This window comes from Sediminibacter sp. Hel_I_10 (assembly GCF_000688335.1).
Classification (GTDB): Bacteria; Bacteroidota; Bacteroidia; order Flavobacteriales; family Flavobacteriaceae; genus Psychroserpens.
The window spans coordinates 624,922-640,645 of sequence record NZ_JHZX01000001.1; the positions used below are offsets into that span (position 1 = coordinate 624,922).

16 protein-coding genes are annotated in these 15,724 nt (G+C 37.2%); 9 read left to right on the plus strand and 7 right to left on the minus strand.

Annotated features, from left to right (window positions below; translation table 11 throughout):
• The first annotated feature begins 50 nt into the window (after positions 1-50).
• Positions 51-1,028: a signal recognition particle-docking protein FtsY gene (ftsY, locus tag P176_RS0102760; RefSeq protein WP_026753263.1), complete on the plus strand. Its 978-nt coding sequence runs from the start codon at positions 51-53 to the stop codon at positions 1,026-1,028.
• 93 nt (positions 1,029-1,121) lie between these two features.
• Entirely contained in the window at positions 1,122-2,762 is a 1,641-nt protein-coding gene (locus P176_RS0102765) for an amidase family protein (protein ID WP_026753264.1), read from the plus strand.
• On the opposite strand, the gene P176_RS0102770 is transcribed toward P176_RS0102765, so the two are convergent.
• The gene (locus P176_RS0102770; protein ID WP_026753265.1) at positions 2,759-3,841 is read right to left on the minus strand and encodes a serine hydrolase; all 1,083 of its coding nucleotides are present in this window, start codon (positions 3,839-3,841) and stop codon (positions 2,759-2,761) included. The two genes, P176_RS0102765 and P176_RS0102770, sit on opposite strands and share 4 nt — an antisense overlap.
• 145 nt (positions 3,842-3,986) lie before the next feature.
• Here P176_RS0102770 and rimO point away from each other — a divergent pair, with 145 nt between their 5' ends.
• The 3 genes from rimO to P176_RS18880 all read left to right on the plus strand — a co-directional run bounded on the left by rimO (position 3,987) and on the right by P176_RS18880 (position 7,856).
• On the plus strand, positions 3,987-5,294 hold the full coding sequence (gene rimO / locus P176_RS0102775; RefSeq protein ID WP_026753266.1) for a 30S ribosomal protein S12 methylthiotransferase RimO: 1,308 nt from the start codon (positions 3,987-3,989) through the stop codon (positions 5,292-5,294).
• A 121-nt stretch (positions 5,295-5,415) separates the two neighbouring features.
• Complete coding sequence (locus tag P176_RS0102780) at positions 5,416-6,651, plus strand: DEAD/DEAH box helicase (RefSeq protein ID WP_026753267.1); 1,236 nt, start codon at positions 5,416-5,418, stop codon at positions 6,649-6,651.
• 212 nt (positions 6,652-6,863) lie between these two features.
• Positions 6,864-7,856: a sterol desaturase family protein gene (locus P176_RS18880; RefSeq protein WP_051605380.1), complete on the plus strand. Its 993-nt coding sequence runs from the start codon at positions 6,864-6,866 to the stop codon at positions 7,854-7,856.
• 14 nt (positions 7,857-7,870) lie between these two features.
• Here P176_RS18880 and P176_RS0102790 read toward each other — a convergent pair whose 3' ends face one another.
• Both P176_RS0102790 and P176_RS0102795 read right to left on the minus strand, forming a co-directional pair.
• A complete protein-coding gene (locus P176_RS0102790; protein WP_026753268.1) occupies positions 7,871-8,287 on the minus strand; it encodes a hypothetical protein in 417 nt (138 codons plus the stop codon).
• Positions 8,268-8,858 (minus strand): RNA polymerase sigma factor, encoded by a 591-nt coding sequence (locus tag P176_RS0102795; RefSeq protein WP_026753269.1) that lies wholly within the window; start codon positions 8,856-8,858, stop codon positions 8,268-8,270. The genes P176_RS0102790 and P176_RS0102795 overlap by 20 nt, the downstream gene beginning before the upstream one ends.
• Before the next feature lie 155 nt (positions 8,859-9,013).
• Between P176_RS0102795 and P176_RS0102800 the strand changes: the two genes are divergently transcribed.
• From P176_RS0102800 to P176_RS0102815, 4 genes are all read left to right on the plus strand, one after another.
• Entirely contained in the window at positions 9,014-9,358 is a 345-nt protein-coding gene (locus tag P176_RS0102800) for a DUF6249 domain-containing protein (protein WP_037348658.1), read from the plus strand.
• Between the two features lie 111 nt (positions 9,359-9,469).
• On the plus strand, positions 9,470-11,263 hold the full coding sequence (locus P176_RS0102805) for a DUF885 family protein (RefSeq protein ID WP_026753271.1): 1,794 nt from the start codon (positions 9,470-9,472) through the stop codon (positions 11,261-11,263).
• Positions 11,264-11,265: 2 nt separating this feature from the next.
• A complete protein-coding gene (locus P176_RS0102810) occupies positions 11,266-12,246 on the plus strand; it encodes a hypothetical protein (protein ID WP_026753272.1) in 981 nt (326 codons plus the stop codon).
• Positions 12,239-12,592 carry a MauE/DoxX family redox-associated membrane protein gene (locus P176_RS0102815; RefSeq protein WP_026753273.1) on the plus strand — a complete coding sequence of 118 codons (354 nt, stop codon included), beginning with the start codon at positions 12,239-12,241 and terminating at the stop codon, positions 12,590-12,592. The genes P176_RS0102810 and P176_RS0102815 overlap by 8 nt, the downstream gene beginning before the upstream one ends.
• Before the next feature lie 4 nt (positions 12,593-12,596).
• Here the strand turns inward: P176_RS0102815 and P176_RS0102820 are convergent, their stop codons facing one another.
• The 4 genes from P176_RS0102820 to P176_RS0102835 are packed head-to-tail and all read right to left on the minus strand — an operon-like array spanning position 12,597 to position 15,682.
• Positions 12,597-12,830 (minus strand): DUF3820 family protein, encoded by a 234-nt coding sequence (locus P176_RS0102820; RefSeq protein ID WP_026753274.1) that lies wholly within the window; start codon positions 12,828-12,830, stop codon positions 12,597-12,599.
• 1 nt (position 12,831) lies between these two features.
• On the minus strand, positions 12,832-13,371 hold the full coding sequence (locus P176_RS0102825; RefSeq protein WP_026753275.1) for a hypothetical protein: 540 nt from the start codon (positions 13,369-13,371) through the stop codon (positions 12,832-12,834).
• The gene (locus tag P176_RS0102830) at positions 13,371-13,772 is read right to left on the minus strand and encodes an OsmC family protein (RefSeq protein WP_026753276.1); all 402 of its coding nucleotides are present in this window, start codon (positions 13,770-13,772) and stop codon (positions 13,371-13,373) included. The genes P176_RS0102825 and P176_RS0102830 overlap by 1 nt, the downstream gene beginning before the upstream one ends.
• The gene (locus P176_RS0102835) at positions 13,769-15,682 is read right to left on the minus strand and encodes a LysM peptidoglycan-binding domain-containing protein (RefSeq protein WP_026753277.1); all 1,914 of its coding nucleotides are present in this window, start codon (positions 15,680-15,682) and stop codon (positions 13,769-13,771) included. The genes P176_RS0102830 and P176_RS0102835 overlap by 4 nt, the downstream gene beginning before the upstream one ends.
• Positions 15,683-15,724: the final 42 nt, after the last annotated feature.

Sequence of the window (15,724 nt, forward strand, 5' to 3'; positions counted from 1 at the left end):
TATCAAGCCCTTTAGCCTTGGCAAAATCGGCATTAACTTGAGACAACACCATGAGTTTTTTTAAAAAAATATTTTCTTCGGAAAAAAAAGAGACCTTAGACAAAGGACTTGAAAAGTCCAAAACGTCCTTCTTTACTAAATTTAATAAAGCGGTTGCCGGAAAAACTAAAGTTGATGATGACGTTCTGGATAATCTTGAAGAAATTTTAGTCACGAGTGACGTTGGCGTAAACACGACTTTAAAAGTTATCACACGTATTGAAGATCGTGTTGCCAAGGACAAATACTTAGGTACGTCAGAACTTAATAAAATTTTAAGAGAGGAGATTGCCGGTCTGCTTTCTGAGACAAATTCTGGAGAAGAAACTCAATTCTCTATACCCACCTTAGCAAATAATGCTGCCGATGGCACTAAAACGCCCTACGTTTTAATGGTTGTTGGCGTTAATGGTGTTGGCAAAACAACGACTATAGGTAAACTCGCCTATCAATTTAAAAAGAAAGGCCTTAAAGTGGTTCTAGGCGCTGCAGACACCTTTAGAGCTGCTGCAATTGACCAATTACAGGTTTGGGCAGACCGCGTTGATGTGCCAATGATTCGCCAAGATATGGGAAGTGATCCAGCCAGTGTTGCCTTTGATGCTCTAAAATCTGGAGTAAAACTAGAAGCCGATGTGATCATTATTGATACGGCAGGACGTTTACACAACAAGGTCAATTTAATGAACGAGTTGAGCAAAGTAAAACGAGTGATGCAAAAAGTAGTTGGCGATGCGCCACACGATGTGCTCCTGGTATTAGACGGTTCTACAGGTCAAAATGCTTTTGAACAAGCCAAACAATTTACAGCCGCAACCGAAGTCACCTCCTTGGCCGTTACAAAATTAGATGGTACCGCTAAAGGTGGCGTTGTTATAGGAATTAGTGATCAATTTAAAATTCCTGTTAAATACATTGGCGTTGGCGAAGGCATTGAAGATTTACAAGTATTTAATAAATATGAGTTTGTAGATTCTTTTTTCAAATAGCAGATGCTATCCTCTTCAATTTAATATAGCTTTTCTTTCTTACTAAGGTTTCAGTCCTCTTACTTTTTCTTATTTTTATTGAAATATGAAACTATGAGAACGTTATTTTTCTTGGCCGTATTAACGCTGCTTGGCTGTAAGAATTCCGAAGAAAATACCAAGACTTCAAAAAATCAAAGTACCGCAGATACTAGTGCGGTATCTACTAAGGATTTTCGCGAATTCAAGATATTAGATTCAAAATACATAAATCCCAATGAGCTTTGGGAAGCGCTTAACGATGAGATGAGTGATTTTTCTGTAGAAAAATATGAATCCTTAAAACCGCTAATCCTCGAGCAAGACATCCCTACTCTTCAAAAGCATATTTCCGAAGGGAAATTAAGCTATGAGGTCTTGACCAAATTTTATTTGTATCGCATTAAAACCTTCGATAGAAACAACGAATTGTCCTTAAATTCTGTGATTTCTGTCAATCCTAACGTGATTAATGAGGCCATTCAAAAAGACAAAGAGGCCCCAAACAAACAAGACAAACATCCTATTTTTGGAATGCCCATTTTGCTTAAAGATAATATCAACACTGCTGCAATGCCAACTTCAGCTGGTGCTGTCGCACTTCAAAAAAATAATACAAATGACGCTTTTATTACTAAACAGCTGGTTAATAACGGAGCTCTTATTCTAGGAAAAGCGAATTTGAGTGAATGGGCCTATTTTTTCTGTGGCGATTGTCCTAGCGGTTATAGTGCTGTTGGCGGACAAACCCTAAATCCTTACGGTCGAAAAACAATAGATACTGGTGGTTCTAGCTCAGGAAGCGGTGTGGCCGTAGCAGCCAATTTTTGTGCTGCAGCTGTAGGTAGTGAAACTGCGGGCTCTATACTTTCTCCTGCTAGTCAAAATTCTGTAGTGGGACTCAAACCAACAATCGGGCTTTTAAGCCGAACTGGCATTGTTCCCATCTCTTCAACCTTAGATACCCCTGGCCCAATTACAAGAACAGTCATTGATAACGCCATCGTGCTTGATGCAATGAAGGGTTACGATGCAGCAGATTTTAAGTCTATTGAACAGAATTTGACCGTTAAAAACTATTATGAAGATCTCTCTAAAGGAGACCTCAAAGGAAAACGTTTTGGTGCCTTTAAAGAATTAATGACAGATACCCTTTACGCTAATGCACTGAATGTGCTTAAAGCCCAAGGCGCCGAAGTGATAGTGATTTCCGAAGAAAAAGTAGATTTGCCTGATTTTTTGAGATTATTGAATCTCGACATGAAAGTGGATCTGGCCAATTACTTTTCAGAATATGCTGATGATGAACTCAAGTTCAACTCGCTAGAAGACATCATGCTCTATAATGAAACAGATAGTTTAAATATTATGCCCTACGGTCAAAATCTTTTTATAGGTGTTGCTGAGGATTCTGCCACAAAAGAAGAATTTGATGCCATAAAGAACGTTTTAAAATCTAACGGAAAACGCTTTTTTGATGTTCCGTTCAAGGCTCAAAATCTTGACGGTATTATTTCTATTAACAACTATCATGCTGCTGAAGCTGCCGTGGCGGAGTATCCAGCCTTAACCGTGCCTATGGGCTATAACTCCCAAGGTGTACCCGAGGGACTTACTTTTATAACAACACCAGAAAGTGAAAAATCACTCTTACAGTGGGGTTATGCTTATGAAGAGGCTTCAAATATGAGAGAGTTACCTAAAAATTACAATTAATTGGTCAAGGCATTAATGTAAGACCAAAGTTCATTATCAAAGTTAGATAATGCAAAGTTTGCACCATCGGCTGCTTCCCCCATTCTAACAATCACAAGATTTTTACTAGGCACGATGTATAGTTTTTGATCATCTCTGCCTAAAGCACAGTACATGTCACTAGGAGCATTAGGGATAAGCTCCCCTTGAAACTCAAATTGACTCTGAGGTAAATGATACGTTGCTTTGCCATTAAGCCACCAGAGATAGCCATAAGCCTTATTGATTTGTTGGGAGGTATTTGTAGCATCGGTCATAAATGCTTCGGAAATGATCTGATCATTTTCCCAAACACCCTTGGCAGAAACAAGCAATCCGAAACGTGCCATACTGCGAGTATTACTAAAATAGACGCTAAAATCATTGCTTGGAATCCATGCGCCATTCATACCAATTCTATTTTTTAATTTATCAGTAAAATAAGTTTCAAAAGACTGGTTAGTAGCCTCTGCAATAACATCCTGTAATTTGACATAAACATTATGATAAGCCCAACGCGAGCCGGGATCGGCAAGATAATGAAGGTTTTGAGCAGACACATTGTCTCCTAACCCATCATCTAATCCAGAATTCATGGACAATAAATTTTTGCAAGTAATGAGATTTTCCTTTTCTAATGGCGCACTTGTCCATCCCGTTCCTAAATAATCAGACACTTTAGAGTTAATATCCAAAAACCCTTCATCTTGTGCAATTCCTGAAACTGCTGTGGTCAATGTTTTACCTGCACTTGCCCAATACCACAATGCATTTGCTGTATGTCCATTCATATAAACTTCAGTCCCTTCAACGATTTTACCACGGTGCAGCATTAAAAATCCTTTGGTGTTTTTTCCCTCTAAGAAATTTAGTAGGGGCTGCAGTTCGTTTTGGTTCCAATCCAGATCTGCTATGGGTTTTGTGTCCCATTCCAAATTAGGATCAAGTGGCGGATAATATAATTCAAGTGGCGTTTCCTGAGCGATACTAGGCTCATCAGGAGAACAATTTAACAGGCAGAACGTACTGAGCAAACAAATGATAGACGTTAGATTTCTCATAAAACGTGGTTTTGAATTAGACCATTTCAGCTATAAAAGGTTTAACGCTTTGAAAACAAATATATCACATTGCATTCTGTATCTTTGCAAGCTTTAAATATTAAGCGTGTCAACCTTATAAATTCTGGTTCACAAAGGAGAGCATATGAGAACAAAGTCACTTAAAAAGAATAGAATCAACGTTGTCACACTTGGTTGCAGCAAAAACGTCTATGATAGCGAAGTCTTGATGGGCCAATTAAAAGCTAGTGGCAAGGACGTTGTGCATGAGCAGGATGGTAATGTTGTTGTGATAAACACTTGTGGTTTTATCAACAATGCCAAGGAAGAAAGTGTGAACACTATTTTAGAATTCATGCAGAAGAAGGAAGCTGGCGAAGTAGATAAGGTGTTTGTTACAGGCTGTTTAAGTGAGCGCTATAAACCCGACTTACAAAAGGAAATCCCTAACGTAGATCAATATTTTGGTACTACAGAATTACCGCAACTTCTAAAAGCACTGGGTGCAGATTACAAACACGAGCTTATTGGAGAACGTTTAACGACCACTCCAAAAAATTATGCGTATTTGAAAATTGCGGAAGGTTGTGATCGACCTTGCAGTTTTTGTGCTATTCCTTTAATGCGCGGTAAACACAAGAGTACGCCAATTGAAGATTTAGTGACCGAAGCAGAAAAATTGGCGGCCAATGGCGTCAAGGAACTTATCTTAATTGCTCAGGATTTAACCTATTACGGGTTAGATATCTACAAAAAAAGAAACCTAGCCGAATTATTAGAGCATTTGGTTAAGGTTGACGGGATTGAATGGATTCGTTTGCATTATGCCTTTCCAACGGGCTTTCCTATGGATGTGTTAGATGTTATGAAACGCGAACCAAAAGTCTGTAATTATATTGATATCCCACTTCAGCATATTTCCGACTCTATTTTAAAGAGTATGCGTCGTGGTACCACAAAGGAAAAAACAACAAAGCTTTTGGAGCAATTTAGAGCGAAAGTTCCTGAAATGACCATTAGAACCACCTTGATTGTTGGATATCCTGGAGAAACTGAGGAAGATTTTCAAACCCTAAAACAATGGGTTAAAGATATGCGTTTTGAGCGCTTGGGCTGTTTCACTTATTCTCATGAAGAAAACACCCATGCTTATAATTTAGAAGATGATGTTCCTGAAGCTGTTAAAATGGATCGCGCCAACCAGATCATGGAAATACAGTCTCAAATCTCTTGGGAGCTCAATCAAGCCAAAATTGGTCATGAGTTTAAAGTAGTTATCGATAGAAAAGAAGGCAATTATTTTGTGGGCCGTACCGAGTTTGACTCTCCAGATGTAGACAATGAAGTGTTGATTGATGCCTCAAACACCTATTTGAAAACAGGAGAATTCACGACTATAAAAGTTACAGAAGCAGAGGATTTTGATCTCTACGGAGATGTGGTCCCTTCATAAGGATGAATAACATTGCTTTTTTTGCATAAAAATAATAGGCATTTCTTAACATGAGTCGTCCTTATGTTTATAATTGCTATCTTGACGAGAACAACATTAATTTAGAAAGCCTTAGTATTACATGTCATTCAAAGATCTAAAACTCAACAAACCCTTATTAAAGGCTGTAGCCGATGCTGGGTATGATAACCCTACATTAGTTCAAGAATTAACCATCCCCATGGTTTTAGATAGAAAGGATGTGATCACCTCTGCTCAAACAGGTACAGGAAAGACGGCTGCATTTGCTCTGCCCATTTTACAGTTACTGTATGACAAGCAAGATGCCCCTAAAAAAGGTAAGACAGTAAAGGCGTTGGTTATAAGCCCTACTCGAGAACTTGCTCTACAAATTGGTAAAAACTTCAAAACGTACGGTGCTTATACCAATCTAAGATCTACCGTGATTTTTGGAGGTGTAGGCATAGAACCTCAAATTGAAATATTAACTAAAGGTGTTGATATTGTCGTAGCTACTCCAGGACGTCTTTTAGATTTACACAAACAAGACGCTATTAACTTAGATCACGTTGAGATTTTAGTACTAGACGAGGCAGATCTTATGTTGGATATGGGATTTATAGATGATGTTAAAAAAATTGAACGTCTGTGCCCTGAAACCAAACAAAACTTGTTATTCTCTGCTACAATGCCCTACAAGGTAGAAGAATTGGCAAAAGATATTTTAAAGGCTCCCGAACGTATTGAAGTGACCCCAACGTCATCAGCCGCGGTAAACGTAGAGCAATTATTATTTTATGTTCCTAAAAGAAATAAAATAGAACTTTGCCTCCACTTACTCCGTAATACAATTAAGGGCAATATCCTGATTTTTAGACGTACCAAATTTGGTGTTGATAAATTAGAACAAACCTTAACCAAAAATGGATATCTCGTAGAGCGTCTCCATGGTGACCGTACACAGGCCGAACGTCAAACTGCACTTGGTAAATTTAAAAACGGAATGGTCAAGATTTTGATTGCTACAGACGTTGCTGCAAGAGGTATCGATATTGATCAACTGGATGCAGTGGTTAACTTTGATCTTCCTAGCGTTCCCGAAACTTACGTACACCGTATTGGTAGAACTGGACGAGCTGGTTTTTTTGGAATGGCTTATTCTTTTTGCTCTGCAGATGAAAAGTCGTATATCAAAAAAATTGAGCATTTAATCAATGTTCAAATTCCTGTGGAACAGGAGCATCCTTACCCTCTTGATCCTAAAGAGAAACCAATAGTTCATAAAAGACAGGGCAGTAAATATAAAAAGGGTCGAAAAAGCGAAGCTTCTAAAAAGAAAAAGAAGCGTTGGTATTGATTATAAGATCTATAGATTGAAGAGCATCTTAGCTCTAAAATCATGCATCCTTCTTTCATTTACGTCAAAACTTCGGTTCTAAATCATTAGCCAGAACTTTTAGTTAACTCACAAATAACACTACAGATTCTATAATTTGGGTCAAAAAAGTTATCTTTCCAGACTTCACGTCAAAAGTTGACGAACTTAACTGATTTCAAGTACATCAATTTATGGATTTCACTAACCCTCTGGTTTATGGTGTTCCTTGTTTTTTGGGACTCATTTTATTAGAGCTTACTTATAGCAAGGCGCACGATCACGAAAAGAAAAATCTATACGATTGGAAAGATTTAGGATCTAGCCTTACCATGGGCGTAGGCTCTTCAATTATTGCGGCACTTATAAAAACCGTTTCAGCTATTGTCATTTTTAATTTCTTATACGATGTTTTTAACCCAGAGGTTGACGGAATAAGAACAAATATTATGGGTTGGAAGTCTTTTGGATATGCTTGGTATGTATGGCTAGCTTGCCAGTTTTTAGATGATTTTACGTATTATTGGTTCCATAGACAAAACCACATGGTGCGTTTTTTATGGGCGGCACATATCGTTCACCACTCTTCTGATAATTTTAATCTCGGTACCGCTGTTCGAAATGGATGGTTTACCATATTTTACAAGCCTTTTTTTTATGTTTGGTTGCCAATTATTGGTTTCCCACCAGAAATGGTTGTGGTCTGTCTCGGTATTGAGGCTTTATGGCAATTTCAATTGCACTCGGTTTACGTGCCTAAATTGGGCATCGTAGAAAAAGTGTTCAATACGCATACCATGCACCAAGTACATCACGCCAAAAACATTGAGTACATGGATAAAAATCATGGCGGATTTCTTAACATCTTTGATAAGATTTTCGGAACATGGAAACCTTTAGACGAATCCATCGATATCGAATACGGTGTAACTAAACCGCCAAACTCTTATAACCCTTTAGTGATATTGACACATGAGTATAAGGATATATGGCAAGACATGAAAAAATCTCCAGATTGGAGACATAAGTTCATGTATGCTTTTGGCCCTCCAGGTTGGAGTCATGACGGCAGTACGCTTACCATAAAGCAAATGCGTAAAAAAATGCAAGAGGAGAAAACTCTTAAACAAATGCATCAAGACCCTCAAACTGATGAAAATGTCATTTTAGAACAAAAAACCGCCTAAACTCGGTTAATGGTTTAGGATTTTGTATCCTGTTTATGTCTATAGGCTTTTAAAAGCGGAATTTGGATATAGAGCATTCCGCAAAATAAGAGCACGGCGTAAATAGTAATGTACGATACTTGAAACTGGGTAAACAATGCACTTACACGTTCTATGATGTTATAATCTACTGTAAGATTATGGCTAGGCTCCATCATACCTTCCGAAGAAGATTTCCAAACGTAACCAAAAACAAATACCAATAGCACCCCTAAGATTGCCCAAACCCGTTTTGAAATTAGCGGCTGGTACACAAAGGCCTTTGAGGTATTTAAAGACTGAATGTGTGACATGACCTGTTGTGTAAAATCAAAAGAAGTCCGCTCTAAGTTTGAGGTTCCCATGACTTTTCGTGCCAAATCATCTAAGCTTTTATCTGCGTTCTCTTTCATAATATGTGATGAGTTCTGGTTCTAATGCTGTTTTTAAAATAGTAGCCAACTTCTTTCGGCATCTAAATAATCTTACTTTTATGGTATTGGTCGATAGATCTAACACTTCAGATAATTCATTCAAAGATAAATCATCAAAATAATATAAGGTCATCAGTGCGCTATCATCACTAGGTAATTTTGCGATACTCTGTTGTATCACCTCATTCTTTTCTTCCGTTATCATGTCATCTAAAACAGTGCCTACTGTTTTAACTTCATGCTCTGTGAATTCGTTGATTGCAACTTCTTTTAAAAACTTCTTGTTTTTCTTTATTCTATCTAAACTCGTATTATAGGCAATACGATAGAGCCAAGTTGAAAATTTTGAATCTCCTTTAAATCGGTCTAAAGAGCTATAAGCTTTCATAAATGTATCTTGTGCAACTTCCTCAGCCTCTTCCCTATTTTTCAACATTCTAATGGCCAATGTAAAGACCAAATCTTTATAGTCATCAACAAGTTCAGCAAAAACTTGTGTCTCGCCTTGCTGTATTTTTTGGATGCGTATTTGATCTTGGTTGATGGTCATTTCAAAGTAAGACGAACATTGCTTTCATAAGGTTACAGAAAATAAGATTTATTTTTTTTTACCGAAAGTTGTAACCTAAATCAGAAACACAGCGTCATAAGCTTTGAACACATAAATGTAATCAATTAAAAAGCGAACACTTAAAACACACTATTATGGAAGGAATCTTAATACCCATCAGCTTATTTTTAGCCATCTTCGGTATCTTTTACCTGTATTTATCTACAAGGAACAAAGAACGCCTAGCACTAATTGAAAAAGGTGCAGATGCCAGTATCTTTATGAAAGGAAGGCAACACACCGCTCCCATTTGGAAGGTTATTATTCTTAACCTCGCTCTATTATTAATGGGCATTGGTATTGGTGTCTTTTTAGCAAGCTTATTAGATACCTATACCACTTTAGACAATGAGGCGGTATATCCTGCAACCATATTCTTTATGGCTGGTTTGGGGCTTTTTGTAGGCTTTCATATGACCAAAAATTTGGATAAAGCATAGTCTCTTTTAAAAATAATGCTCTAAGCTGCCAACTCATCATTGGCAGCTTTTTTTGTTCTAAATTTTATAGAATATGTATCTTTAAGGACTTGAAATAAAACATATCTTCTCATGAAACAATTCTTAATCCTTGCCTTAGTCCTTCTCACTATTACTTCATGCAAAAATGACAAAACTGAAAAGACTCCAGAAACTGCAGATATCGAAAACAATGCAGAATTTGACGAGTTACTAAATAATTATTACGAGGCAGGCTTAAAGCTCAATCCATTAATGGCAACAGCGGAGGGAGACAATCGCTATAATGATTATATGCCCAATTTTTTATCTAATGCGTACAAAAGTGATTTAGAATCTTATTATAAAAACTACAAAGAGAAAGTGAATGCTTTTGATGACGAGAATCTTTCTAACACTCAAAAAATGAGTAAGACCATTTTAAATTGGGAATGTGATATTAACTTAGAGGGGCTTCAGTTTGATCAAGATCTTACCCCTATCAATCAAATGTGGACCTTGCAGCTCAATATTGGCCAATTGGCTAGTGGTGCAAGCTCCCAACCGTTTGAAACAGTTACAGACTATGAAAACTGGCTTAAAAGATTAGATGGCTATTTGGATTGGATGGATTCTGCCGAAGCTAAAATGAAAGAAGGCATGGCTACCCAAAATGTCTTGCCTAAATCTCTAATTATTAAAGTGCTCCCTCAATTGGAGGCCATGACCACCACAAATTTAGACGAGCATTTGTTTTATGCCCCGGTTCGAAATTTTCCTGAGGACTTTAGTCAAGAAGATCAAAAGCGATTAAAGGAAGCTTACGAGAGGAAAATTAAAGAAGCCATTATTCCTGCCTATACTAAACTTCTCGATTTTATGAGTACCGAGTATTTAGACGCTGGCCGAAGCACTAGCGGTATTGCAGACACACCAAACGGTAAAGCTTTTTATGAACATCAAATTAAACTTTACACCACTACCAATATGAGTGCCGATGAGATTCATCAATTAGGACTCAAAGAAGTGAAACGTATTTTATCTGAAATGGAAAAGGTAAAGACCGAAGTTGGCTTTGAAGGCGATATCACCGCCTTTTTTGACTATGTTCGTAACAACGAAAAATTAATGCCTTTTAAATCAGCTGCTGAAGTTATTGATCATTTCAATAAAATCCATGAGATCATGAAGCCTCAAATCAATAGGCTTTTTGATTTAAAACCGAACACGCCTTTTGAGGTGCGCCAAACGGAAGCTTTTAGAGAAAACTCTGCAAGTGCAGAGTACAACCCAGGTTCTGTAGATGGTAAGCGTCCTGGTATTTTTTATGTTCCTGTTCCAGACCCATCATCTTACAATATTTTTTCTGATGAATCCCTATTTTTACATGAGGCCATCCCTGGACATCATTACCAAATATCCCTTCAGCAAGAAAACAAATCTTTACCAAAATTCAGAAAAACCTTATGGTATAGCGCCTATGGTGAAGGTTGGGCACTTTATAGTGAATCTCTTGGAAAAGAACTTGGCCTTTATACAGATCCATATCAATATTTTGGTATGTTGAGTGCCGAGATGCACCGAGCTATCCGATTGGTTGTAGATACAGGTTTGCATAGCAAAGGCTGGACTAGAGAAGAAGCGATCAAATACTCCATGAAAAATGAGGCCGAAAGTGTAGCAAGTATTACGTCGGAAATTGAACGTTACATGGCCAATGGCGGGCAAGCATTATCCTATAAAATAGGGCAATTAAAAATAATAGCGCTACGTGCCAAAGCCGAAAAAGCGTTAGGAGACAACTTTAACATCGCACAATTTCACAATGAAATATTAAAAAATGGTTGCCTCCCATTAGCCGTATTAGAAGACAATATCAACGCTTGGATTTCTAAAAACAAAGCCTAGTTATGAAATTATTATGCCCCTTATTCATTTACCTATTCATCAGCATCTCATTTGCACAAACGCAAATTATTGATGGCGAAACAAAATATCCAGTAAGCTACGCTACCATTTCCTTTGGTGATGGGCAAGGTATTTTTGCAGATGATGATGGGAAATTTTATTTCACGAAAAAACTATACAAGGATGTTGACTCTTTATATATTTCTGCCCTAGGCTTTAAGGATTTAAATATTTCAACAGAAAATTTACCGAAAACCATTGTATTACGTGCCGAGGCAGATAAGTTAGATGAAATCGTGGTAAGTGCCAAAATGGATAGAAAGTTCAAAAAAGAAACCTTAGAGCCCTACTTAGATGATGATTATTACAGCTGTTGGTTACCCACAATTGAAAGCGAAATTGCCGTATTTTTTCCTAACGGAAATGAACAGTTAAAGAAAATTACATCCGTTCTATTTCCTATTACACTGGAGTCTCGTGATTGGGAAAAGCGTAAAAGATCTAATGCCGATAAAAGACCATTTTCAACATTATTTAAGGTAAAGTTTTATAAAAATGATAGTGGCCATCCAGGAGAGGTGTTGACCTATAGCAACATTGTTTTTGTAGCTACTGAAAAAAACGGAGATGAGTTTGAACTGGATGTCAATGAGCATGACCTTTTTATACCCGATGACGGTTTCTTTGTATCGCTGCAAGTTTTAGGTTATACTGATGATCAAGGAAAACTGCTTCCCAACAAAAAGTATAAAGAAATTAAATCGAAAACTGGAGGCATCATTAAAATACCCACTAACTTTAGACCTCTGCTCCCATTTACAGATGAAATGAATGGGCACCGTACCTTTATAAAACGTGTCTTTATCAACGGCAATAATTGGGTGCAATTTAAAGAGGGCAATGGCATTGAGTCTAGCCTTTTAAGATCAGGACTTAATAATTACGGTGTTGGTATTAACTATAACGCATACAAAGATGAATAATCCCTGGCACCTTTACCTCATGGCAGCAATGTATATATTTGCTGGCGCCATGCATTTTATAAAACCAAAAATGTACCTGCGCATCATGCCCAGGTATTTACCAAACCCTAAACTTTTAGTGATATTAAGTGGTATTGCAGAAATTATTTTGGGTATCGCTTTGTGCATTCCGGTTTTAAAAGCATTTTCAATTTACGCCATTATAGCGATGCTTGCAGTATTTTTGTTGGTACACGTTTACATGCTCTCTAGTGAAAAAGCTGCTGCGGGAATCCCGAAATGGATTTTACTCTTACGCCTCCCCCTTCAATTTGGATTGATGTATTGGGCGTTGTGGTATTTATAAGAACCTAAGGTTTAGGGTATCGCTTTTTGATATCCCAGATTAAACTTTCAAGCCCATTTAATTTAAGCTCATAAACCTGATTGAGCATATCTCCCAATTGCCCTTTTGGAAAACCTTTGCTGTGGTACCAAACCACATAGTGCTCTGGTAAATCTATGATATAACGACCCTCAAATTTACCATAGGGCATTTTGGTATGGGCCAATTTGATTAGGAAATTCTTATCGGGTTGTAGCATTTTATTTTGAAGCAAAAGCCTCATAGGTTTTAAGGTCGTTTTCCACCTTTTTGTTCCAAAAGCTTTGTTGGTCGTGGTTTATAGAATGATCGCTTTGCGAATCGTAAAGTTGTTGCATTTCAGCTAATTCCTTATTAGCCACCTCATGTAAACTCCTCAACTCCTCTCGTATATTCTGAGATACGTTTAGTTTAGAAATTTTATGACGTAAGCGTCTTACATGTAACTCTGTAATATCAAAGTGTAACTGCTCATGAGATAAAATATGGGCATCTGCCCTACCGGTAATGTACCAAGATTTTTTAGGATAAAAATGAGCGTCTACGGTGCTCTCGAAGCTTACAAACCGATCGTTAGATTGTTGCAGAGCAAATGAAAACGTAATTCCTGAAGCCGTAAGCGCCGCCTCATCTGTTTCTGATGGTACTTCGCCTTGAAAATCATCCCAAGCTAGTTTTTTATCGCGATTCCAAGACATGGTAACTTCCTGTTCTGGAAAGCCAATGAGCATTAAAAGAATAATTACTACATGTCTGAACATTAATTCCAGTTAAATACAATGACTTTTTCAATTTCTGGATGAAGGCTGTAATGTACAGGACAGGTATTTGCCGTTCTTTCTAAAATTGTTTTACTCTTAGCATCGGCCTCAAAAGGAAATGTCACTACAACTTCTATCTTAGAGATCCGCCTTGGATTACTAGCCATAGTTTTGGTCACCTCTGCGTTGGTGCCCGTCATGTCAAGACCCAAATCTTGAGCTTTGATCCCCATTACGGTCAACATACAACTCGCTAAACCTGTAGCTACCGTATCTGTGGGTGAGAATGCTTCCCCTTTGCCGTTATTGTCTGTTGGTGCATCAGTCAAAAAACTGTTACCCGATTTCAAATGCGTGCTTTCGGTTCTTAGATTGCCGAGATAAGTTACTTTTGAGGTCATAATTTTGCTTCAATAATGGTCATATTATCATATTTCACGATATAAACCGCTTCATTATAATAGCCACCAAATGGTTTTTTACTATATCGAAATTTATTCTCTACATATTCGGTCTCTAAGGTGTTGGGCGATGATTTGTAAAGGTTCTCTCCATAAGATAAACGCAATAACAGGTCAAACGTTAAGTCAAAACCTCTTACGCCATATTTATTAGGACTCACATTATAAATCCTTCTATAAGCCCTTACAAAAGCATTGCTCGCCGTCGACACATCTGTAGTTCTATTTGGAGATGGATAATGAAATTTTAAATTAGACAAATGATAATTAGAAATTTCCTTTCCTTCAAATGCTTTGTTTTTATTGGTGGTCATTAAAATAATCTCATTATTATCAGTAGTCATACCATTGATCATACTAATAACGTTTGAAGCAAAACCTTCATTTTTGGTTTCTAAAAACACAATGTTTCGACCTTTCCCAATCGCATTTAATAAATCTGTTTGATAAATAAAATAAGCCTCTTGACCCTCCTTGTTTTTTCTAGAAAAGACCTGTTTCGCCTCTGGAAATTCGGTTTTCAAACGATCACTAATGGCTTTGTTTTTTGAATCTGAAACAATAATCATACGTCGAGATAATGAATCAGACTTTACGTAATTGATAATGGTCTGCTCTAATAGCTCATTAGAAGGAATGGTTTGAAACACATTGCCATAGAGGTTTTTAGGCATGGTCAACGGGGACAACACCGGGATGCTATCCGTTTTTAAGGCCGAGGCCACAGCATCGAAATTTTCGGTTAATAAAGGTCCGATGACAGCATCGTATCTCGTAAAATCATTTTCACGTAATATCTTTGAAATTTCCGAAGACTGGTTCTTAGTGTCAAACACTTTAAGATTGGTAGAAATACCAAGCTGTTTTGCAGAATCCAATGCCATAAGAACACCAGCATGAAAGTCTAGTGAGACTGAAAGAAATCCATCGGTTCTTATTGCTTTTTTTGTAGCCTCTATAGAGTCTACATCAATCTTATTGGTTTTAAAAGGCAACATCAAGGCGATGTTTTTAGGCTTTAAATTTTTAAGATTCTTGGTTAAATCGGTACTTGGCACATTATTGACCAACAAGGTCGTTCTCGCATCACCAGGTATTTTAATAACCATTCCCAGTTTTAAGCCGTCTACTTTAAGCTCTGGATTTAAGGCTTCAAGCTGCTCTTGAGTAACCCCTAATTTTCTATTGAGTGCCATATAACCTTCACTCTTTAAAACGGTATAATAGTTAAAGCTTTCTTCTACCAATTTCTCTTTACTGGGTTCAATATTAGGTACGTTAAGTTGCTGACCTGGTTGCAAAACAGCATCCATATTTGGATTAAGCGCTTCTAATTCTGGTACCGTAATTCCAAACTTATAAGCAACGCGCCACTTGCCTTCCTTAGGTTGAACTTTGTATTTTTTGATAGTATTTTCTAGAGAAACAACGCTTTCTACGGTCTTGTACCTAGGAATTTCAATTTTGTCGCCTTTCCGAAGATTTTCAGAATACAAGCGTTTATTGTGTTTTTTAATTTCATCAATAGTGACATTATATTCTTTAGATAGACTGTACAAAGTCTCTTTACGACTTACCCTGTGCTTCTTAAAACCAATCAATTCCTTAGTTTCCTCGGGCTCAACATCAACATCAATCTTACCTATTTTTGGAATGATCAAAACCGTATCTGGCTTTAATCCTTTTTTTGCATCTGGATTTAGTGCGTATAGATCAAAAGGAGTGACTTTATATTTCTTGGCAATACTTTCAATAGTTTCCTCTTTTTTGACTTTATGAGTTCTATACTCTTGAGCAAAGGCCACAAAGCCAAAAAATAAAAGTACGATGATCGCTATAATTTTTTTCATTCAAAATATATTTTGATGTTTCCTTTTTTTTCGGAAACTCTA